Genomic DNA, 20324 nt, shown 5'->3' on the forward strand with positions numbered 1-20324 from the left:
CGCTGCTAGCACGTAGGCTCCTTGCTGGTGTAGGTGTTAGCGGCGTAGTCCTGGTTAGAGTAATACTTAGCCAGTACTTCCGCATAGAAGTGCGCCACGGCACCCGCAAATTTGGCAATGTCGTAGTCGGCAGCGAAGTGTTTTGCCTGGCTGCCCAAGGTATCGCGCAGCGCCCCGTCCTCGGCCAGTTCCACCACCCGCTTACCCCATTTTTGGCGATTTTGCGGCGTTTTATAGCCGTTAAAACCGTCCCGTACCACGTCATCAATCCCGCTGGAGCGCACCGCGACCACCGGCAGCCCGGCGGCCATGGCCTCTAAAATCACCATGCCCTGGGTTTCCGAAGTGGAAGCAAACACAAACATATCTCCCACATGGTAGTAGAGCGCCATCTCCTCTGGGGGTACGGCGCCCACCAGCGTCACCTGTGCTTCCAAGCCCAACGTTTCGATCTGCTGCTGAATCACCTGGCGGTCCGGCCCATCGCCTACCAGCAATAGGCGCAGCGATGTGTGCCCCTGGTGTTTTAGCTCCGCTAGCGCTTCCAGCATAAAGCCAATGTTCTTCTCTTTGCTGATGCGGGAAACGCTGACCAACACCGTATCGGCGGGGTCGATTGCCCACTGCTGGCGTAGCGCTGCCAGCGCCTCTTCATCGGCATCGGCAAAGCGCGCCGTATCAATGCCGGTAGGCTGAATCAGCGAAGGGGTTTTGACCCCGATCATCCGCAGGTACTCCTCCGCCGAGTAAGTCGGCACGATAACGCCTTGGCAGCGGTTGGAGAAACGCTTGATCAGGTAGTGGGAAATTAGGTTGCGGAACAGCGCCCCCGGCAGCGGTACAAAGTGAGCGTAGTGCTCCAAGCGCGTGTGGTAAGTGTAAATAACCGGTACCTTGAGCCTGCGTCCCATCCATAGCCCCATCGACCCTAGCCAGAACGGGTGATGCACGTGAATCACATCGGGCTTGAACTCACGCAGGCAGCGGCGGAAACGGGCGCTAAACGGATTCGTTAAGCGAAACTCACGCTTCTCTCCAAATGCCATGAGCGTAGGCACCCGCACAATGGTGTCATCGTCCTGCCACGGCTCACGGTAGCGGGGCACCAGTAACTGAACGCGGTGCTTCAGCCCCTCCAGGCCCTGGCGCAGCCGCTCAACGGAGACTGACACGCCGGAAACAAACGGGAAGTAGTTGTTCGATACCATTGCCACCCGCAGGCGTTTTTCCAGATAGGGTGTTGGGTCGATATCGAAGTCGGGATAGTAGTGGCGCTCTTCAAAAATCAGCCGGTATAGGCGCATGGCGAGCAGGGTTAACAGCCCGACAATCAGCAAAAACCGCGGGTAGCTGACGTAGAAAAAGGCGTAGATCGTTGAAGCGACGCTGCTTAACATACGCCACCAGCCGGGGCGGTCCACGTTCAGGCGCACGGGCGTCACACCCACGCTTTCGCCCGCCACCTCAACCACCACGTAGTGGTGAAAGCTCTCGTCGGCATCCATCAAGATACCGCCGGCACCGCCGGTCGTTACATAACCCACTCCGTTAACGGTTTGCCGAGCGTATAGCGACAGGTTGGCCGAAAACACCGTATCGACCCGATAGCGCTCGGCTAGGCGCATAATCCCTTCGCTTAGCCTTGGGTCGTTGAGGTAGTTATCCGCTTCAAACGGCGGGGCATCTGGAATGACGTTATGCAGCGGCAACCCGACGAACACAAAACGGTGCAACGCTTCCGAGGCGGCCAGCTCCCGCTCTAGCCAGTCGAGTTGCCAGGAGGTGGAGGATTTACCTGTACCATCCAGAAAAATAAAGTGACTATTGCCCGCCGCAAACGAGTAGAAGTGCGGGCCGAAGTAGTCGTAAAACAGGTAGCTGCCGAAGTCGCTATCCTCGTTGTCGCCATACGTCAGCAGAAAGGGCATGTTAAGCAGCTCCAGGCTGTGGTATATCGCCTGGTAGCTCTCCTGCTGGCCGCCGCTTACCGCATTGCCCGCCGAGATCATAAAGTCGATATCGCTTTGGTTCAGCAGCGGAATGATCTCATCGTGAAAGACGTTCACCGAGTTATTGATATTCCCCACCACCGCAAAGCGGTAAGCGTCACGCCCCTCCAACCGCTTGCGTATCTCCGCAACTTCCACCGTGTGCAGTGATTCAAACTCGGGTTCAGCTACATAGAGCCATATCTGGTGGGCAATCAGACCCACCACCAGCAGCAGGTTCAGGGCAAAGAACAGCCTTAACCAGCGCTGGCGGGAGAGGCGAAAAAGGCGTCGGGGCATGGTGGGGTGCTTACTTCAAAAAGTCATCAGAAAAAGGCAATTGCTAAGATTCCGCACAGCCATTCAGCGTGGCCAGCAGGCGACGTGAACCGCCCTGCTCGCGGTGCTCACCTAACCACACCCCTTGCCAAGTGCCAAGGGCTAAGCGGCCATCGCGTACCGCTAGGCTAAGCTGGGTACCCAATAGGCTAGAGGCAACGTGGGCGGGCATATCGTCGGGGCCTTCCAAGGTATGCCGGAAGTAGCTTAGCCCTTCCGGCACCAGACGGCGTATAAAGGCGTCCAGGTCGTGGCGCACATCCGGGTCGGTATTCTCATTAAGGGTCAGCGAGGCAGAGGTATGCATCAACTGTAGATGCAGTAAACCGTGGCTACACTCCGCTAAACAAGGCAGTGCCCTGGCAATGTCGTCGGTAATGAGGTGAAAGCCCCTGGGCATTTCCGGTAAGTGAATCTCTTGTTGATGCCACATAATCACTCCTTTGTTATTAGCATTGTTGATTTGTTATCAGCATTGTTAAGTGAATACGGTAACAGACATACCATAGCCTATTTCTGCCATCCGCCGGGTATCGCCACCCCGCCATCCTTGGCGTTGATTGCACCACACTGGTAGATTTAACGTTTATTGTTCGAGTGTTAACCAAGGAGCGAGATGATGAAATCCACATCGCGGCCAAGGAGCATGGCCACGCTGGCAGCGGTCGCCGCAACTGGCACACTGCTGGTAGGCTGCACCGGCATTCCCGACGGCACCGAGCCGGTCACCAGTTTTGAACTGGAGCGCTACCTGGGCGAGTGGTACGAAATCGCCCGCCTGGACCACTCTTTCGAAGAGGGGCTGGATTGCGTCACCGCCACCTACAGCCTGCGCGACGATGGCGGCGTCAAGGTGATCAACCGCGGCTACAACCTGGAGGAGCAAGCCTGGGATGAAGCCGAAGGACGCGCCTACTTCATCGATGACGAGAGCGTGGGGCGGCTAAAGGTTAGCTTTTTCGGCCCGTTTTACGGCGGCTATAACGTGCTTGAGCTAGATAACGACTATCAGTGGGCGTTGGTGGCAGGCCCCAATCGCGACTATCTATGGATTCTAGCCCGCACGCCCACCCTTGAAGGCGACGTTGAACAGCGCCTGCGCCAGCGCGCCGCCGAGCTGGACTTCCCCGCCGAGGAGCTCATTGACGTAGTTCAGGATCAAACCTGCCCAGGCCGCTAGTGCATCCCGCACATTAGCCATTGGGCAACGCGGGCACCCGCCCCTCCATCTCCCGCTGAAGGAAATCGATCAGCGCGCTGATGCGGGCGGGAATATGGCGGCGATGCTCAAACACCGCGTAAAAGTCAGCGCGCACGCCCTGCCAATCGGGCAGCAACGTTTGTAGGGCACCGCTGGCTAAGTGTTCATTCACATCCCACCAGGAGCGCAGCATCACCCCGTGACCATCCAGCGCTAACCGGGTAATCACCTCGCCGTCGTTACTGGCCAGCTGCCCGCTGACCTTCACCGCCTGGCGCTGCTGAGAATGGCGATGCTCAAAGCGCCACAGCGGAAAGTCGCTATCGTTCTCACGAATTACCAGGCAGCTATGCTGGGCGAGATCACTAGGCGCGTTCAGCGCGGGCATTTCAGCTATATAGCGGGGCGAAGCGCACAGCACCCGCCGGTTGGGCAGAATACGCCGCGCCACCAAGCGGGAGTCTGGTGGCTCGCCAATGCGAATGCCCACGTCAAAACCGTGGTCACTTAAATTGAGCGGGAAGTTGGTCAGCTCCAGCCAGCTCTCCACCGCCGGATGCTCCGCGCAAAAGCGCGATAGCAGCGGCGCGATATGCCGCCTGCCAAAGCCGAAGGTGGCGTTTACCCGTAGCCGCCCGTTTAGCCCGTGGCGGGCGGTATCGCTAAGCGCGCTTTCCAGTGCCTGCAGCTCCTCCAGAATCAGCCCGCCCTGGGTAAGATAGCGCTCCCCTTCTGCGGTAAGCGTCAAACGACGGGTGGTGCGTGCCGCCAGCGTGACCCCTAACCTGGCTTCTAACTGCTTTAAGCGCTTGCTAACCGCTGAGAGTGACAGCCCCAACTCCCGGGCGGTGGCGGTTAAGCTCCCCGCCCGGGCTAACCGCTGAAAAAAGGCGAGGTCATCCAACATCATAGGATTCTTCACTTTAAGGCAACAATAGCTTGCATAGTAGCCTGATTATCCCGCCGCCAACAGGCGCTACACTCATACCATCTGGGACACGCCCTACTATTTTCGTAACGCCCAATTTCGTAACGACCAATAAAACAAGGAGCACTCATGGCCCATCGTATTGCAGTCATCGCTGGCGACGGTATCGGCACCGAGGTAATGCCTGAAGGTATTCGTGCGCTGGAAGCCGCCGCCAAGCGCTTCAATATCGACCTGGAATTCACCACGTTTGAGTTCGGCAGCTGCGACTACTACCTGGAGCACGGTAAGATGCTGCCCGACGACTGGTTCGAGCAGCTGAAAGGCTTTGACGCGCTGTTTTATGGAGCCGTGGGTTGGCCGGAGAAAGTGCCGGACCATATTTCTCTGTGGGGCTCGCTGCTGCAGTTCCGTCGCCAGTTCGACCAGTACATTAACCTGCGCCCCTGCCGGTTAATGCCCGGCATTAAAAGCCCGCTGGCGGGCCGCAAGCCCGGCGATATCGACTTTTACGTAGTGCGTGAAAACACCGAAGGCGAGTACTCCAGCATCGGCGGCAAGATGTTCGAAGGCACCGAGCGTGAAATCGTCATCCAGGAAACCGTGATGAGCCGCACCGGCGTGGACCGCGTGCTGAAGTACGCTTTTGATCTAGCGCAAACTCGCCCGCGTAAAAAGCTGACCTCGGCCACCAAGTCCAACGGTATCTCCATCACCATGCCCTATTGGGACGAGCGCGTAGCCGAGATGGCCAAGCAGTACCCAGAGATCGCCGTGGATAAGTTCCACATTGATATTCTGACCGCGAACTTTGTACTGCACCCGGACTGGTTCGACGTGGTAGTGGGCAGCAACCTGTTTGGCGACATTCTGTCCGACCTGGGCCCCGCCTGCACCGGCACCATCGGCATTGCGCCCTCGGCCAACATCAACCCGGAAGGTAAGTTCCCCAGCCTGTTCGAGCCGGTACACGGCAGCGCACCGGATATCGCCGGTAAAGGGATTGCCAACCCCATCGGCCAAATCTGGTCTGGGGCGATGATGCTGGAGCACCTGGGCTATAAAGAAGCCGGCGACGCGATGGTCGAGGCCATTGAAGCGGTGCTGAGCGAAGGCGATAGCCAAGTGCTCACCCGCGATGTAGGTGGACAGGGCACTACAGTAAGCCTAGGGAACGCCATCGCCGAGCGGATTAGCGGCTAATTCTCTAAAACAATGCCCCATAACGACGACGCCTCGCTGCACTAGTAGCGAGGCGTCGTCAGTTTTCAGCTAAAGATTAACTTGCCAGTTTGGCGGCAATCTCAGCCACGTGTTTGCCCTGGAAGCGGGCGATTTTGAGCTCGCGGTCATCCGGCTGGCGGGAACCATCACCACCGGCCAGCGTTGCGGCACCGTAAGGCGTGCCGCCGCTCACCTTGGAAATATCGAACTGCTCTTCAATACCGTAGCCAATCGGCACAATCACCATGCCGTGGTGGGCTAAGGTAGTCCATGTGGAGGTAATGGTCATCTCATCGCCACCGCCGGTACCGGTGGAGGTGAACACGCTCGCCACCTTGCCGCGCAGCGCGCCGTTGGCCCACAGGCCACCGGTTTGATCGAGGAAGGTGCGCATCTGGCCGGCCATGTTGCCAAAGCGGGTCGGCGTGCCAAAAATGATGGCATCGTAATCGGCCAGCTCCTGGGGTGTAGCTTCCGGCGTGGTAAAGTCCTGCTTGCCACCCGCGTTTTTAAACGCCTCTTCCGGCATGGTTTCAGGCACGCGTTTCACCGTCACCTCTACGCCATCAACGCCTTTTGCGCCTTCTGCTACGGCGGCGGCTAAGGTATCGATATGTCCATACATAGAATAATAAAGCACCAGTACCTTCGTCATTACTCTCTCCTTTGCGTCTGCATTCAAGCATTTTTGCATTTAAGCACTTTTGCACTTGTGCACTGAGCCAGATTGCCCACGGTGGGCAGCGAAAACTTACTAAACCATAGCTTAGTTAAGCCTAGTTAAAAGCGAATGTTTTCGATGCCCCGCTTCGATTTCATCGATGTGCCCGCCTTGCGCTTTTGCCACTTCACCACTAATTTTTTTGTATCGTTCTTCCTCGCACGTTTATTCACGTATAACGCCAAGGAGTCCGGCATGACGATTTTCGAAGCACTGCGTAAAGACCACGATATTCAGCGGGACCTGTTGGCACGTTTGGTAGAAACCCACGGTGATAGCGAAGAGCGCGACTCGCTGTACCAGCAAGTGCGCGCCGAGCTGAAATACCACGCCAACGCCGAAGAGCGTGCGCTCTATATGCCGATGATGGAGATCGATCTTACCCAGGAAAAAGCGCGTCACAGCGTGGCCGAACACCACGAGATTGATGAGCTCCTCGAGCTGCTGGACGACACCGACTATAGCGCCAGCCACTGGCTCACCCATGCCAAACAGCTGCAGCATCTGGTCACCCATCACTTGGATGAAGAGGAGCAAGAGGTATTTCAGCTAGCGGGCCGTGGCCTGCAGGAGAATCAGAAATCAGCGCTGGCCAAAGAGTACCAAAAGGAGATGCAGCGACAGCGGGCTGGCTAATCGCAAACGGCTCGGCTTTTTCGCACCCGCTGTATAGAAGAGCGCTTGTGGCAGGTTGTCATAGGCGCTTTTTTGTACCGGCCACTTTCATCCTCCCACCGGCCATTTTCATGGGAACGACGCTAGCCCTTGTAGCAGGCCGCTAGCGTGGTAAAGGTAGAACAACAACAAAAGCGACTGCCCATGTTTAAGGACACTTCCATGCTAGGCCACTGGCTCGACTGGACGCTTGACGACAAACACCCTTCGCCGCGTACAGGCCGCTTCTCCAGCGGCTGCTACCACCTTCACGGGCCAGGTATTCTGGAGCTAACGCCCCATACCCAACGCCCTGATGCCCGTGCGTGTATTTTCTCCGCCGCCATTCACGGCAACGAAACCGCGCCGGTGGAGCTAGTTGGCGACTGGCTCAGTGCACTGGAGGCCGGCACAGTGCGGCTAGGCGCGCCGGTGCTGGTGATCCTGGGCAATATTCACGCCCTAAAAGCGCAGCAGCGCTTTATCACCACCAATCTAAACCGGCTCTTCAAACGCGAACTCGACGAACAGGGCAGCGAACCCGACCGAGCGAGGGAGCTGATGGAAGCGGTGGATACGTTCTTCACCCGCCACCACGCACTGCCTAAATTACACTATGACCTGCACACCGCCATACGCGGCAGTTTATACACGCGCTTTGTGGTAGAGCCCTATGCAGCTACTGCCACAGACGCTGAACAGTGGCAGTGGCTAGCCGCCGCCGATATGCAGGCCGTGCTGCATCAGCACCAGCACAGTTGGACCTTTTCCCACTACAGCAAGCACTACCACCAAGCCCAGGCGTTTACCTTCGAGCTTGGCCGCGTGGCCCCCTTCGGGAAGAACGATATGGCCACCCTAGCGCCGATGCTCACCCTGCTCAGTGCGCTCGGCGAAGGCTACACGCCGCCGAAAAAACCTGCTGAAACAATGGACTTCTTCAAAGTGCAGCATGAACTGATGCGCCAGGCAGATGACTTTACCCTCTGCTTTGCCGATGATATGCCCAACTTCAGCCGTTTCGAGCCAGGCACTTGCCTGGCCAAAGACAGCATCGCGGGCGACTTTATTGTAGAAGAGACACCGCTGCATGTGGTGTTTCCTAATGCCCAGGTAGAAAAAGGGGCACGGGCTGCCCTGCTGGTGGTGCCAAGTCATACCGCATTGTGACGCCACACGACCCGAGCAAACCCGTTAGCGCCGAAAAAGTCGCTTTGATAACAACAACGTAAAGGGGCCGTCAGGATACACAACGCCACAGCAAGACCAATGTCGTCCTGATAAAGTACGCGCATTAGGCGCACTCCTGATAGAATCGCCCCTTTTTTCGCGCCAGCCGCACTGAAAGCACGATGATTCATCCGTTGCTGCTGCGGCAACCCTGTACTGGAGCCTAAGTTATGGCCGCTACGCCTACTCCCCTTGAAGTGCGTAATATTAAAAAGCGCTTTGGCGATACAGAAGTCCTCAAAGGCCTCTCCCTGGAAGCCCAAAAAGGTGACGTTATCACCCTCATTGGTGCCTCAGGGTCAGGCAAAAGCACCTTCTTGCGCTGTATGAACCTGCTGGAACAGCCGGACGAAGGCGAGCTGTATGTTCACGGCGAGCAAATCCGCTTCAAAACCACCAAACATGGCCGCGAACCCGCCGACTGGAAACAGGTGGTGCAAATGCGCGCCAAGCTCTCCATGGTATTCCAGAGCTTTAACCTGTGGGCGCACATGACGCTGCTGGAAAACATCATCGAAGCGCCGATTCACGTACTCGGCAAGCCGAAAAAAGAGGCCATCGAGCACGCCCATGCGCTGCTGGAGCGCGTCGGGCTAAGCGCCCGGGCCAACGCCTATCCGGCGCAGATGTCTGGAGGCCAGCAGCAGCGTGGAGCCATTGCCCGAGCACTGGCCATGGACCCGGAAGTAATGTTATTCGACGAGCCCACTTCCGCGCTCGACCCAGAGCTAGTGGGCGATGTGCTGAAAGTGATGCGCGACCTTGCCGAGGAAGGGCGCACCATGGTAGTGGTCACCCATGAAATGGGCTTTGCTCGGGATGTTTCCAGCAAAGTGATCTACCTGCACCAGGGGTTGGTGGAAGAAGCAGGCGCGCCGGACGATGTGCTGGGCAACCCTCAGTCACCGCGCTTAAAGCAGTTCCTGGCACCTAAATACTGATCCGCGAGGCACGCACACCATGCTTGATTTGCAAGGTTACGGCCCCCGCCTGATCGAAGGGGCGGGTGTTACCGTTCAACTGGCCATTTTGTCGCTGATTCTGGCGATAGTCCTTGGCCTACTTACCGCCAGCGCCAAGATGTCGCGTAACTGGCTATTGCGCCGCACCGCCACCGTCTATACCACGGTGATTCGCGGGGTACCGGATTTAGTGCTAATGATGTTGCTATTCTTCGGCGGCCAGATCGGTGTCAACGCCATCAGCGACCTGCTGTACTACAACTACGAAATCGATATCTATATCAATTTCAACGCCTTTGCCGCAGGCGTGATCACCATTGGCTTTATCTTCGGGGCCTATATGGGTGAAACCTTTCGCGGCGCCTTTATGGCGGTGGATAACGGCCAGATTGAAGCAGGCAAAGCCTACGGCATGAGCAACGCGCTGGTCTTTCGGCGCATTCGCTTCCCCCAGATGATGCGCCACGCCCTGCCCGGCCTCTCCAACAACTGGATGGTGCTGCTCAAAACCACCGCGCTGGTCTCGGTGATTGGCCTAACCGATATGGTGCGCGTTGCCGCCGAAGCCTCCCGCGCTACCCACGAGCCCTTTGTGTTTTTGATCCCTGTGGCGGTGGCCTACCTGCTGATTGCCAGCGTTTCCGAGTGGATTTTTGCGCTACTACAAAAACGCTATGACACCGGCTTTGGGGGGCAGTGATATGCTAGATATTTCTGCATGGTTCAACGACCTGCTCGCGGACAACCAGATTTTTACGCCCACCACCCTGGGCTATTACTGGGAAGGGTTAGTCACCACCACACACCTGGTCTTTCTCTCGCTGGTGGCAGGGTTAATTCTCGCGGTGCCGCTGGCCATTATGCGTAGTTCCAAGCATAAGTGGATCAGTTTGCCGGTGTATCTCTACACCTATGTGTTTCGCGGCACGCCACTGCTGATCCAGCTCTACATCATCTACTACGGCGTGGTGTTTATCGACGGCATTCAGGAGACCTTCCTGTGGCCGGTGCTGAAAGAGGCGTTCTATCCCGCCCTCATTGCCTTTACGCTCAACACGGCAGCCTACACCACCGAGATCTTCCGTGGGGCCATTAAGGCAACCTCTAAAGGCGAAATTGAGGCAGCGCGGGCTTACGGTATGTCGCAAAGCCTGATGATGCGGCGGATCATTCTGCCCAGCGCTTTCCGCCGCGCGTTGCCAGCTTACGGCAACGAGGTGATTTTCATGCTCCACGCCAGCGCCATTGCCAGCGTGGTCACGCTGATGGATCTCACCGGCGCAGCGCGCTTTGTGTATGCTCGCTTTTATGCGCCGTTTGATGCCTTTCTGTTTGTCGCGGCGATCTATCTGTGCCTAACCTTTGCAATTCTGTACTTCTTCCGCTTTCTGGAGAAAAAGCTGCTGGCCCACCTGCAGCCGCAAAACAACTAACCACAACAAGTCCAACGCGCGCTAGCGTAAAACAAGCGTTGGTTTATCTTCAGGTACCCCCTTTTCGCCAACCTCAACCTGGGGTAGCTTAAAGGGGATCACCTCGGGTGAACCTGCTTCCTTTGGAGTTTAAAATGAAAAAACTGCTGACTGTTTCCCTGCTGGGCCTGGCCGTTGCGGCGGCGTCTTCCGCGCAGGCACGCGACTACGACAACGTGCGTATCGGCGTTGACGTACCTTACGAGCCAATGGAGTACCGCACCGCTGAAGGCGAGCTCACCGGTTTTGATATCGAGCTGGGCAACGCACTATGCGAGCGCATCGGTGTTACCTGCGAGTGGGTGGAACAAGAGTGGGACGGCATTATTCCTGGCCTGATGTCGCGCAACTATGATGCGATTATGTCCTCCATGACCATCAACGACGAGCGCCGCCAGCAGGTGCTATTCTCTGACCCCTACATCACTATGCCGTCTGCCTGGTTTGCACCTAGCAGCCTCGGCATCAGCGAAGCCAATGAAGAGACCCTCGCCGGCAAAACCATTGGCGTTCAGCGTGGTACCCTGCAGGATAACTACGTTACCGATAAATTCAGCAGCGTGGCCGAGATTAGCCGCTACTCCACCGCCGATGACATGGTGCTGGATATGGAAGCGCAGCGTCTGGATATCGTGTTCCTCGACTTCCCGATCGGCCAGTCTACCCTGCTAGAGAGCGATGAAGCCGAGTACGTGGTGGTTGGTGAGCGTATCAGCGAGCCGAAGGAGTACTTTGGCGACGGTTTCGGTATCGCCTTCCGTCAGCGTGACGAAGCGCTGGCCGAGCAGTTCAACGAAGCCCTCGCGGAGCTTCAGGAAGATGGCACTTACGATGAAATCTACGCCCGTTACTTCGGCGAAAAGTAAGCGCTAACTGCCTAAGCGTGCCTCCCCACCTGGGGAGGCATTCAAGCGAGACGCCATCATGCCCTCACGCCACCTCTTACCCCCCGCGCTGCACGCGCTTCGCCCAGGTACCCGTGGCACCATTGCCCGTTTCTACCTGAGCGAATGGTTCGACGAATAGCCCTACCCTCCTTTTGGCACGCCCGTGCCAATACACGCCCCTGCGCGTGAACCTTGCCATGCGTGAGAGACGCACGGCCCTCCTGCGCTTAGCGCACCCCATGTTGTAGCCGCCCTTTGCGGCACTTGGCATAAAGCCATACCCACATACCTACTAAAAATCGCTTCAGGAGACTGACTATGCGTTATGCAACGCTGTCCGTGGCCGCCATTTTCGCGGCGGGTGTTTCACTCTCAGCGGTATCCACCGCCGCCCTCGCGCGGGACTACGACGAAATTCGGCTTGGGGTCGACATACCCTACGAGCCCTTCATGTACCGGGAAGCCGACGGCACCCTGACCGGCTTCGAAATCGAGCTGGGCAACGCCGTATGCGACTATCTGGAAGCTAACTGCACTTGGGTAGAGCAGGACTGGGACGGCATCATTCCGGGCCTGCTAGCGCGTAACTACGACGCCATCATGTCCTCCATGGCGATTACCGACGAGCGTGCCCAGCGGGTGCTGTTCTCCGAAGCCTACTACACCACGCCCAGTGCCTGGATCACCACCCGCGACAAAGAGATCAATATCGAAGACCGGGCCAGCCTGGAAGGCTTAACCGTCGGCGTTCAGCGCGCCACGCTGCAGGATAATTATGTCACGGAACTCTACGGCGACGTGCTAGAAATCCGCCGCTATACCGGCGCGGACGATGTGGTCACCGACCTGATGGCCGGCCGCCTAGACCTCACCTTCATGGACTACCCCATCGCCGAGGCCACCATCGATATCGACACCCCGGAGAGCGATTTCCAACGCATCAGCGACTTCATCAAACAGCCTGAACATATCTTTGGCAAAGGCGTTGGCGTGGCGTTTCGCCCCCGTGACGAGGCCCTAGCGGAGCGTTTTAACGAAGCCCTGCGTGCGCTAAAAGAGGACGGCACTTATGATGAAATCATGAACCGCTACTTCAACTACGATGTGCGGTTATAAGTGCGGTAACAACCAATCTGCTTAAACAGCGTTACGACGCCAATAAGAGCGCCGGCCCCAGGTCGGCGCTTATCGTTTGCCGATCACTCTCTGGGAAGCCCATGCTGACACTTGTAAAAAACGCCCAGCTCTTTGCCCCCGAACCCCGCGGGCTCTGCCACCTGCTGATTGCCGACCAGCGCATTGCGGCAGTGCTAGACGCCAGCGAGGCGTACCAGCTTGGCACACTGATTCAGACCATCGACCTGGAAGGCCGCCGCGTGATCCCAGGCCTAGTCGACCCATTGGTACACTACATTGGCGGCGGCGGTGAAGGCGGGTTTGGTAACCGCACCGCCGAACTCAGCCTGGAAGACACCTGCGCCTCGGGGGTGACCACGCTGATTGGCGCGCTGGGCACCGATGCGCTTACTCGCAGCCCCGCCAACCTGATTGGCAAAGCGCGGGAGCTGGCCGCGGGCGGGCTAAGCACCTACGCCTACACTGGCTCTTATCAGCTACCGCCGGTAACGCTTACCGGGTCGGTGGCCAGCGACATTCTCTATATTCCTGAATTTATCGGCGTGGGCGAAGTCGCGATTAGCGACCACCGTGGCTCCCAGCCCACCACCCATGAGCTGACGCGGCTAGCCTCCGACGCACGCACCGCAGGGCTGCTGGCGGGGAAATCGGGCATCGTATTTATCCACACTGGCGATGCCGACTCACACTTGGAACCGCTGCGCCAAGTGGCAAAAACCAGCGCCATTCCGCTAGCGCAGTTCTATCCTACTCATATCAACCGCACTAGCGCACTATTTGAAGATGGCCTGCGCTTTGCCCGTGAAGGGGGCCGCATCGACTTCACCACCAGCACTACGCCCGAGCTGCTGGCCGGTGGCGAAGTGCCCGCCTCTGAGGCGGTGGCACGAGCGTTGAAAGCGCGGATCGAGCCCAGCCAGCTCAGCCTCTCATCAGATGCCAACGCTTCGCTGCCAGAATTTGATGACCAGCATCGGTTTATCGGCCTAAAACCCGGTAAACTCAGCAGCCTGTTCGAGGTGCTAGGTGAGTGTATCCATGAGCACCAGATCAGCATGGAGCACGCGCTGCGTTGTGCCTCCACCACCGCCGCCGATGCGTTGAAGCTGCCCCGTAAAGGCCGCCTTCAGACCGGCTCGGATGCGGATTTCATCGTATTAAACGATGACCGTTGGGCCATTGAGCATGTCTGGGCGCTGGGCAAACCGATTTTCAGCGCCAGCTAAGTATCAAATGCCGCCCAGCGAACTTGCTCAGCCAAACCGGGTCTTTACTATCACCCAACAACATACAAGGAGGTAGCATGGCTGAAACAACGGCGGCTCACTCGGCCCCAGCCGCAGATGCGGCGGCCGCGCTACGGCCCTCATCCCACTGGACCGCCTGGGGGCAGTGGCTGGCACTGTTTACCATGTCCGTAGACCATCTCACCCGCTACGTACTGCCGGGGGATTGGGATTTAAGCTGGGCGGGTTCATCGATCGGGCGCATTGCGTTCCCACTGTTTGCCGCCATGGTGGCGTGGCACGGGCTATTCAATACTCGCAATCCACTGCGCTACTCGCGGCGGATTCTGGTCATCGGCTTAGTCGCGCAGGTGCCCTATATGATGATGCCCCGCGCCTCCGATGCGTTCATATTGAATGTCTGCTTTACCCTAGCCAGTGGCCTAGCGCTAGGGGCACTGGTACGCCAGGGCTGGCAACACTACCAGCAGCAAACCCTAGGGTTGGGCTGGCTGATGCTGGGCGCCGCCGTGGGCGTGACCGTGTGGTACCTGCTGGGGTTTTGGGTAGAGTATGGCCACAATGGCCTACTGCTGATTCCGCTGTTCATGTTTGCCATGCAGGCCCTCAGCGAAACCTGTAATGCGCTCAAGTCCCGCCTGTGGGCGGGGCTGGCAGCGTTTCCCGTGCTATGGATTGCCGGGCAGATGAACGCCTCCGATATGGCAAAGTCGTTTACCGTCGCCACCTGCGTGATCGTGCTGATGCTGGCCGCAGGCGCCTCCCAACGGGTCCCTCCGGTGGCATTGGCGATGCCGCGCCGCCTGTGGTTGGCTTGGTATCCAGGGCACTTTGCCTTGATTGCGCTATGGCTACTGCTTAGCGGTCAACTGGTAGGTTAGGCGCCTGCTCGGCCACGCGCTTGTTTATTTCGTCACGCATCCAGGGCTGGTAGCGGCGCAGCCGCGCTCGGCCCTCGGTTTTAGCCTGATACATCGCTATATCCGCTTGTTTTAGCACATCACCATGGTTGCAGGCCGCTGCATCAAAGCAGGTGTAGCCCATGCTTGGCGTGACTTCTACCCAACGGTTCTCTAGGCGGTACTCTCCAGCCAACGCCTGCTGCACGGTTTCCATATAGCGTGCTGCCTGTGTGTCTAGCGTTTCCGCTTCAGTCATATCAAACAGCGCCAGCAACACAAATTCATCGCCACTGAGGCGGGCCGCCATGTCCCCTTTGCGCAGACACGACTCTAAGCGGCGCGCCACCTCTACTAATAGGTCATCGCCCGCCGCGTGCCCCAGGGTATCGTTAACCAACTTAAAGCGATCCATGTCCATAAACATCACCAAGCCACCGCGTTGGCTGCTGGCCTGCTCGTTACACACTGCCTCTAAACGCTCAATAAATAGCCGGCGATTGGGCAAGTCGGTGAGCGCATCGTAGTAGGCTTGACGGTAAATAATCGCTTCGCTGCGCTTTCGTTCGGTGAAATCTTCAATAATAGCGACACCGCCCACCATCTGGTTGCTGGCGCTATGCACACCGTTGAAGAACGCCCGCAAAGGGGTACCCACGCTGGCTTTCGGCAGTCGATAGGTGCCTTCGTAGTAGCCCGAACCCTTTTCCAGCGCATCCTTGACCGCCCGAGCTACGTCCTGATCCGCCGAGCGGTCCAACATTCGATACCCCAGCAACTTGGAGCGTTCAATACCCAGGATATCCAGCAGCTTGCTATTGCAGTCGGTAACCTGCCCCTGCGCGTCAAAATGTAGTACGCCCAGCGGTGATTGATGAAAAATCGAGCGGTAGCGGCTTTCGCTCTCCCGCAACTGCGCTTCACGGGCTGCCATGCTGACCCGTAGGGCAATGTTATCGTGGATAGTGCGGCTAAAACGGCGGCTGGTAGCCATAATGAGGCCTAAAAACAGCACTAGCATTAAACCAATCAATAGGGAAAGCGGCGAGCCTTGAAACATAAACTGCAGCTTCAACGGCAAAAGGATGGGCAGAACAAAGCTAATCGCCACCCACCACACTGCCGAGAGCGTGGTCACTCCTCCGGCGGAAATGCCTGCCAGCACAATAGAGAGCGCGGCTATTTGGCCTGGATGGTCATGGCTGAATAGCAGTAGTCCAGAAGCCCCCCATACACAGCCTGAGGCAATCGCCCCCATAGCAAACCAGCGTAGCCATCGCTGGCGCTGCTGCTGCCGTGCTGGCAACCGTTTGAAGCGCTGCGCCAACAGAAGTCTAAGCCCTGAAATAATCGCCAGCGCTATAAACCACCCCAATAGCAGCGCTATATCTGCCACGGGCCACATAGCCACCACTAATAGCCCACCTGCCAGCAAGCTACTCAGCACCGGCTGCCATAAGTTGTCGTACAGTAAGCGTACTTTTTCGCCACGCAAACGCTGCATGGTTATATGGTGGTCACGCTGATAACTACTGCGCAGACCAGAGGCCGTCGCCGTGGCGGCGAGGGGGATGGGGGACGACATACAAACTCCCTTTTCTTCAGTCGGCTTAACGCCAATCTTATTGGTTAGGCTTTTTTTAATACATCTGTTTTATCACGTTTAAGTTATAAAAGTAGCGGTAATCAGAATAAAAAGCCGCCCACTCAGGCGGCTTCTCGTATTACAGCGCGGATTCAAAACTCCATTCGACGGGTGGGGCGTCCGGCAGCAGTGCTTGGCAGGCGCGCACTTTTTCAAGCAGTTCGGCGTGGCTGGTGGCCACTACGTTGACGTGAGCCAGCTTGCGCCCTGGGCGCTCGGCTTTGTCGTAGCGATGCAGGTGGGTATTCTCAATTGCCAGCAGCGCGGCGTTATCCCCTTCCAGGCCAATCACATTCACCATACAGGTGGGGGCAATGGCTTGGGTTGAACCCAGCGGCAGGCCCTGGACCGCCCGCAGGTGGTTTTCAAATTGGCTGGTGGCCGCGCCATCCATGGTCCAGTGGCCGGAGTTATGCACTCGCGGGGCCATTTCGTTGGCTAGTAGGCTACCGTCGCGGGTTTGGAACAGCTCCAGCGCCAGCACGCCCACGTAATCCAGCTCATCCAGCAGCGCACGAATGTAGCTGTCGGCGGTTTGTTGAACGCTGGGAGCCAAATCCGGCAGCGGGGCCACGGAGTAGCGTAGGATGCCGCCCACGTGCTGGTTCTCCGCCATCGGGTAGAACACCACTTCCCCATCGCGACCGCGCACGGCGATCATCGAGACTTCGCGCACAAAATCGACAAACGCCTCAACGATCAGCTGAGCGTGGCCAATCGACGCCCACGCTTCCTGGGCCTGTTCCGGCGTTTTGAGTACCGCTTGGCCTTTACCGTCATAACCTTCGGTAACCGATTTCGCTACCACTGGGCAGCCCAATTCGGCGGCGGCGGCGGCGAGCTGCTCGGCACTTTCCACCACGCGATAGGCGGGCGTAGGAATGCCCAAGCGGTCGAACAGCGCCTTCTCTTCTACCCGGTTTTGGCACACCGCAATGGCACGGCTGCCGGGGTAAACCGGTTTATGCTGCTCGATCTGTTTTACCAGTTCCACGGGCAAGTGCTCGAATTCATAGGTCACCACATCAACCTTATCGAGAAACGCCGCCAGGCGCTGGTTGTCCGGGTCAACGATCACCTCACCGATCCCCGCACTGGGGTTGCCGGTGGTATCCAAAAACGTGAACGTGTTGCCCAGCGGATAGCCTGCCAACGCCAGCATACGGCCCAACTGGCCTGCGCCGAGGACGCCAATGTTCTTTGCAATCATACGTTTTGCAATCTGCGCGCTCATGATGGGCTACCTATTGGGCTTGAGAATCTGCGTCGGGGCGCGGGTCGGGGTTATCCAGTACCAGCTGGGTCTGCTCGGCACGAAACGCCTCAACGGCTTCGCGCACGGCGCTGTCCTGAAGGCCAACAATCTGCGCGGCCAGCAGGCCTGCGTTGGTCGCACCGGCTTTGCCGATGGCCAGTGTGCCTACCGCAATACCGCCCGGCATTTGGGCAATGGAGAGCAGCGAATCCAAGCCCTTTAATGCTTTAGACTCTACCGGCACACCCAGCACCGGCAGCGCTGTTTGTGAAGCCACCATGCCGGGTAGGTGGGCCGCGCCACCTGCGCCTGCCACAATCACCTGCAGGCCACGCTCAGAGGCACTTTTCGCATATTCGAACAGCAGGTCGGGCGTGCGATGCGCCGATACCACGCGGGTTTCGTAGGCAACGCCCAACCGCTCCAGCATGGTTACCGCGTGCTCCATGACCGGCCAATCTGACTTCGACCCCATGATCACGCCCACCTTGGGTGCGCTGTTCGACATGCAAAACTCCTCGGCCAACGGCCTAATGTAAGCTAGAAAGCAGTCAATAAGCCGCGCACAGCGCGCAGCTCACTCAGAAATAGGAAGTCCTATAGTTTACCAGAGCCACGGGCATTTGCAGGTGTTACCGAGCTTGTGAAATTTTCATCAAATTAGGCATTGAAAACCGCGTGAGTTGGCGGCATTGTGTGTTTGTCATTTCCGACTGATGGAGTCACATGAGTACGGCATACTCAACTGCTCGCGCAGAAACGCTAGATCCTCCGCGAAGCAGCCCTGACCTCGATGTCAGGGAACTCGAAAAACGTACGCGCCTAATGCGTATTATCACCCGCCTGATCGCCGTATCAGACCTGGGAAGCCGTGAAATCGCCCGCCGGGCTGGCCTACCAGTGCAAAAGATCAGCGACCTGCTCGCCGGAAGGCTTGAGCATCTGGACATTGATGAGCTGAATGTCCTGCGTCGCACGTTAGAGCCGGAGGCGCCATAGCAGCAACCCGAAACAAGCTCTGCAAATAATTAGCTAAAAAAAGCGATGCTTACTGGCACTCCTTACTAGCCACATATCATGCGCTGAGTAAAGAGTGCCAAAGCTTTGGCTAATCTATATAAACAATAAGTTCAACAGCCAATGACTTCTACTTCTGGCTTTAAAGGCTCTTTAACTGACTGACAGAGTCTCTAGTGACTGCTCAATAATACTTAGCCCTTCCTCAAGCACATCGGAGGGCGCAGTGATAGGTACTAATATACGTATGGTATTTCCGTAAAAACCACAAGAAAGCAAAATTAACCCTTGCTCTCGGGCTTTTGCACACAGAGCCTGTGCCATGGCTGCATCAGGTCTTCCATTAGTATCAAGCAGCTCAAACGCCGCCATGGCACCAAGATTGCGCGGGTAATTTACCATTTTGAAGCGTTGCTCCCAAACAGAAAAGCGTTCAGCAAGCAAGCGCCCCATTTGCTCGCTACGCGCCAGAATATTTTCCTCTTCAATGGTATCCAGTACAGCCAACGCCGCTGCACAAGAAAGCGGATTACCGCTATAAGTTCCCCCTAGAGAGCCTGGACCTGAAGCATCCATAACCTTAGCCGTACCAACCACTGCCGATAAAGGCATACCGTTAGCCAGTGACTTAGCCGTAGTCAACAGATCTGCTTCAATATTACTGTGCTCTAAGGCAAACAGTTTACCAGTACGAGCAAAGCCCGATTGCACTTCATCTACAATCAACAGAATCCCATGACGGTCACAGAGTTCTCGTAACGCCCTCAGGTAGGCCGGTGAGGCAATATAAAATCCTCCCTCCCCCTGAACTGGCTCAATAACGATCGCTGCTACTCGATGTGCTGGTATATCCGTTTTAAAAAGCTTTTCTAATGCGCTTAATGCCATCTCATCACTAATACCGTGCATAGGGTTGGGATAAGGGGCACGATAAACTTCACCTGGCATGGGGCCAAAATCATTTTTGTAAGGCAATACTTTGCCGGTCATCGCTAGGGTTAGCATGGTACGGCCGTGAAAAGCACCGTCAAAGGTTATAACACCAGAACGGCCGGTGGCAGCCCGAGCAATCTTAACCGCATTCTCTAAAGCTTCTGCCCCTGTATTAACCAGCATGGCTTTTCGCTCTGGGCCCTTTACCGGTACCTTTTCGCACAGCCTCTGACATAACTGCACATAAGGCGCATAAGAAATCACCGCCGTGCAGGTATGCATCACACACTTGAGTTGCTCCTGTACGGCCTTGACGATACGGGGATGGCGATGCCCCAGGTTGAGTACACCTATACCTCCAGCGAAATCAATCCAGCGCCTACCATCCTCATCCCACAACTCGGCATTTTCGGCACGAGCCACAAAGTGTTCAGTAGGTGTAGCAGCCCCATTGGCAACGTAGCGTTTCTTAAGCTCATTCAATTCTGCGTTCGTGAACTTGCTGGTCATGGATATTCCTTACGAATTTTCAAGATTTATAAGCAATCAGTAAGATTCGCTGATAAATAAAACGATATAGAATTA

General features: G+C 57.0%; 20 protein-coding genes. 12 read left to right on the forward strand and 8 right to left on the reverse strand.

The window, feature by feature from the left end; genetic code table 11:
* Window positions 1-5: 5 nt before the first annotated feature.
* Together LG300_RS11040 and LG300_RS11045 are read right to left on the reverse strand one after the other, a co-directional pair.
* Complete coding sequence (locus tag LG300_RS11040) at window positions 6-2288, reverse strand: glycosyltransferase (protein ID WP_404375370.1); 2283 nt, start codon at window positions 2286-2288, stop codon at window positions 6-8.
* A gap of 43 nt (window positions 2289-2331) precedes the next feature.
* Entirely contained in the window at window positions 2332-2760 is a 429-nt protein-coding gene (locus LG300_RS11045; protein WP_404375371.1) for a secondary thiamine-phosphate synthase enzyme YjbQ, read from the reverse strand.
* 186 nt (window positions 2761-2946) lie between these two features.
* Here LG300_RS11045 and LG300_RS11050 point away from each other — a divergent pair, with 186 nt between their 5' ends.
* Window positions 2947-3507: a lipocalin family protein gene (locus LG300_RS11050; RefSeq protein ID WP_404378026.1), complete on the forward strand. Its 561-nt coding sequence runs from the start codon at window positions 2947-2949 to the stop codon at window positions 3505-3507.
* Between the two features lie 13 nt (window positions 3508-3520).
* Here LG300_RS11050 and LG300_RS11055 read toward each other — a convergent pair whose 3' ends face one another.
* The gene (locus tag LG300_RS11055; protein WP_404375372.1) at window positions 3521-4438 is read right to left on the reverse strand and encodes a LysR family transcriptional regulator; all 918 of its coding nucleotides are present in this window, start codon (window positions 4436-4438) and stop codon (window positions 3521-3523) included.
* Window positions 4439-4585: 147 nt separating this feature from the next.
* On the opposite strand from LG300_RS11055, the gene LG300_RS11060 reads away from it, so the two are divergent.
* Window positions 4586-5659, forward strand: a complete 1074-nt coding sequence (locus tag LG300_RS11060) for a tartrate dehydrogenase (protein WP_404375373.1) — start codon at window positions 4586-4588, stop codon at window positions 5657-5659.
* 76 nt (window positions 5660-5735) lie between these two features.
* Here the strand turns inward: LG300_RS11060 and wrbA are convergent, their stop codons facing one another.
* Complete coding sequence (gene wrbA, locus LG300_RS11065; protein ID WP_213262353.1) at window positions 5736-6335, reverse strand: NAD(P)H:quinone oxidoreductase; 600 nt, start codon at window positions 6333-6335, stop codon at window positions 5736-5738.
* Window positions 6336-6596: 261 nt separating this feature from the next.
* Here wrbA and LG300_RS11070 point away from each other — a divergent pair, with 261 nt between their 5' ends.
* The 9 genes from LG300_RS11070 (at window position 6597) to LG300_RS11110 (ending at window position 14871) form a co-directional block, all read left to right on the forward strand.
* Window positions 6597-7037, forward strand: coding sequence for a hemerythrin domain-containing protein (locus LG300_RS11070; RefSeq protein WP_404375374.1), 441 nt, complete (start codon window positions 6597-6599; stop codon window positions 7035-7037).
* A gap of 201 nt (window positions 7038-7238) precedes the next feature.
* Window positions 7239-8225 carry a succinylglutamate desuccinylase gene (locus LG300_RS11075; RefSeq protein ID WP_404378027.1) on the forward strand — a complete coding sequence of 329 codons (987 nt, stop codon included), beginning with the start codon at window positions 7239-7241 and terminating at the stop codon, window positions 8223-8225.
* 230 nt (window positions 8226-8455) lie between these two features.
* The gene (locus LG300_RS11080; protein WP_404375375.1) at window positions 8456-9226 is read left to right on the forward strand and encodes an ABC transporter ATP-binding protein; all 771 of its coding nucleotides are present in this window, start codon (window positions 8456-8458) and stop codon (window positions 9224-9226) included.
* 19 nt (window positions 9227-9245) lie between these two features.
* Window positions 9246-9947, forward strand: a complete 702-nt coding sequence (locus LG300_RS11085) for an ABC transporter permease (protein ID WP_404375376.1) — start codon at window positions 9246-9248, stop codon at window positions 9945-9947.
* A 1-nt stretch (window position 9948) separates the two neighbouring features.
* Complete coding sequence (locus LG300_RS11090) at window positions 9949-10680, forward strand: ABC transporter permease (protein ID WP_404375377.1); 732 nt, start codon at window positions 9949-9951, stop codon at window positions 10678-10680.
* Between the two features lie 134 nt (window positions 10681-10814).
* A complete protein-coding gene (locus LG300_RS11095; protein ID WP_404375378.1) occupies window positions 10815-11585 on the forward strand; it encodes a transporter substrate-binding domain-containing protein in 771 nt (256 codons plus the stop codon).
* Between the two features lie 339 nt (window positions 11586-11924).
* Window positions 11925-12722 carry a transporter substrate-binding domain-containing protein gene (locus LG300_RS11100; protein ID WP_404375379.1) on the forward strand — a complete coding sequence of 266 codons (798 nt, stop codon included), beginning with the start codon at window positions 11925-11927 and terminating at the stop codon, window positions 12720-12722.
* A 101-nt stretch (window positions 12723-12823) separates the two neighbouring features.
* Window positions 12824-13969: a beta-aspartyl-peptidase gene (gene iadA / locus LG300_RS11105; protein WP_404375380.1), complete on the forward strand. Its 1146-nt coding sequence runs from the start codon at window positions 12824-12826 to the stop codon at window positions 13967-13969.
* Between the two features lie 77 nt (window positions 13970-14046).
* Window positions 14047-14871 carry a TraX family protein gene (locus tag LG300_RS11110; protein ID WP_404375381.1) on the forward strand — a complete coding sequence of 275 codons (825 nt, stop codon included), beginning with the start codon at window positions 14047-14049 and terminating at the stop codon, window positions 14869-14871.
* Here the strand turns inward: LG300_RS11110 and LG300_RS11115 are convergent.
* The 3 genes from LG300_RS11115 to purE form a co-directional block, all read right to left on the reverse strand.
* On the reverse strand, window positions 14849-16474 hold the full coding sequence (locus tag LG300_RS11115; RefSeq protein WP_404375382.1) for a diguanylate cyclase domain-containing protein: 1626 nt from the start codon (window positions 16472-16474) through the stop codon (window positions 14849-14851). The genes LG300_RS11110 and LG300_RS11115 overlap by 23 nt on opposite strands.
* 139 nt (window positions 16475-16613) lie before the next feature.
* Window positions 16614-17768 (reverse strand): 5-(carboxyamino)imidazole ribonucleotide synthase, encoded by a 1155-nt coding sequence (locus LG300_RS11120; RefSeq protein ID WP_404375383.1) that lies wholly within the window; start codon window positions 17766-17768, stop codon window positions 16614-16616.
* A gap of 10 nt (window positions 17769-17778) precedes the next feature.
* A complete protein-coding gene (gene purE / locus LG300_RS11125) occupies window positions 17779-18297 on the reverse strand; it encodes a 5-(carboxyamino)imidazole ribonucleotide mutase (RefSeq protein ID WP_404375384.1) in 519 nt (172 codons plus the stop codon).
* A 218-nt stretch (window positions 18298-18515) separates the two neighbouring features.
* Between purE and LG300_RS11130 the strand changes: the two genes are divergently transcribed.
* Window positions 18516-18788, forward strand: a complete 273-nt coding sequence (locus LG300_RS11130) for an XRE family transcriptional regulator (RefSeq protein WP_404375385.1) — start codon at window positions 18516-18518, stop codon at window positions 18786-18788.
* A 171-nt stretch (window positions 18789-18959) separates the two neighbouring features.
* On the opposite strand, the gene gabT is transcribed toward LG300_RS11130, so the two are convergent.
* Window positions 18960-20249 (reverse strand): 4-aminobutyrate--2-oxoglutarate transaminase, encoded by a 1290-nt coding sequence (gene gabT, locus LG300_RS11135; protein WP_404375386.1) that lies wholly within the window; start codon window positions 20247-20249, stop codon window positions 18960-18962.
* Window positions 20250-20324: the final 75 nt, after the last annotated feature.

The sequence above is a fragment of the Vreelandella aquamarina genome, from assembly GCF_044805175.1.
In the GTDB taxonomy this organism is placed as follows: domain Bacteria; phylum Pseudomonadota; class Gammaproteobacteria; order Pseudomonadales; family Halomonadaceae; genus Vreelandella; species Vreelandella aquamarina_B.

What these genes read in the sequence shown, in the direction of transcription:
- LG300_RS11040 (WP_404375370.1), bottom strand. Translation starts at nt 2,288, where the DNA reads ATGCCCCGACGCCTTTTTCGCCTCTCCCGCCAGCGCTGGTTAAGGCTG.
- LG300_RS11045 (WP_404375371.1), bottom strand. Translation starts at nt 2,760, where the DNA reads ATGTGGCATCAACAAGAGATTCACTTACCGGAAATGCCCAGGGGCTTT.
- LG300_RS11050 (WP_404378026.1), top strand. Translation starts at nt 2,947, where the DNA reads ATGAAATCCACATCGCGGCCAAGGAGCATGGCCACGCTGGCAGCGGTC.
- LG300_RS11055 (WP_404375372.1), bottom strand. Translation starts at nt 4,438, where the DNA reads ATGATGTTGGATGACCTCGCCTTTTTTCAGCGGTTAGCCCGGGCGGGG.
- LG300_RS11060 (WP_404375373.1), top strand. Translation starts at nt 4,586, where the DNA reads ATGGCCCATCGTATTGCAGTCATCGCTGGCGACGGTATCGGCACCGAG.
- wrbA (WP_213262353.1), bottom strand. Translation starts at nt 6,335, where the DNA reads ATGACGAAGGTACTGGTGCTTTATTATTCTATGTATGGACATATCGAT.
- LG300_RS11070 (WP_404375374.1), top strand. Translation starts at nt 6,597, where the DNA reads ATGACGATTTTCGAAGCACTGCGTAAAGACCACGATATTCAGCGGGAC.
- LG300_RS11075 (WP_404378027.1), top strand. Translation starts at nt 7,239, where the DNA reads ATGCTAGGCCACTGGCTCGACTGGACGCTTGACGACAAACACCCTTCG.
- LG300_RS11080 (WP_404375375.1), top strand. Translation starts at nt 8,456, where the DNA reads ATGGCCGCTACGCCTACTCCCCTTGAAGTGCGTAATATTAAAAAGCGC.
- LG300_RS11085 (WP_404375376.1), top strand. Translation starts at nt 9,246, where the DNA reads ATGCTTGATTTGCAAGGTTACGGCCCCCGCCTGATCGAAGGGGCGGGT.
- LG300_RS11090 (WP_404375377.1), top strand. Translation starts at nt 9,949, where the DNA reads ATGCTAGATATTTCTGCATGGTTCAACGACCTGCTCGCGGACAACCAG.
- LG300_RS11095 (WP_404375378.1), top strand. Translation starts at nt 10,815, where the DNA reads ATGAAAAAACTGCTGACTGTTTCCCTGCTGGGCCTGGCCGTTGCGGCG.
- LG300_RS11100 (WP_404375379.1), top strand. Translation starts at nt 11,925, where the DNA reads ATGCGTTATGCAACGCTGTCCGTGGCCGCCATTTTCGCGGCGGGTGTT.
- iadA (WP_404375380.1), top strand. Translation starts at nt 12,824, where the DNA reads ATGCTGACACTTGTAAAAAACGCCCAGCTCTTTGCCCCCGAACCCCGC.
- LG300_RS11110 (WP_404375381.1), top strand. Translation starts at nt 14,047, where the DNA reads ATGGCTGAAACAACGGCGGCTCACTCGGCCCCAGCCGCAGATGCGGCG.
- LG300_RS11115 (WP_404375382.1), bottom strand. Translation starts at nt 16,474, where the DNA reads ATGTCGTCCCCCATCCCCCTCGCCGCCACGGCGACGGCCTCTGGTCTG.
- LG300_RS11120 (WP_404375383.1), bottom strand. Translation starts at nt 17,768, where the DNA reads ATGAGCGCGCAGATTGCAAAACGTATGATTGCAAAGAACATTGGCGTC.
- purE (WP_404375384.1), bottom strand. Translation starts at nt 18,297, where the DNA reads ATGTCGAACAGCGCACCCAAGGTGGGCGTGATCATGGGGTCGAAGTCA.
- LG300_RS11130 (WP_404375385.1), top strand. Translation starts at nt 18,516, where the DNA reads ATGAGTACGGCATACTCAACTGCTCGCGCAGAAACGCTAGATCCTCCG.
- gabT (WP_404375386.1), bottom strand. Translation starts at nt 20,249, where the DNA reads ATGACCAGCAAGTTCACGAACGCAGAATTGAATGAGCTTAAGAAACGC.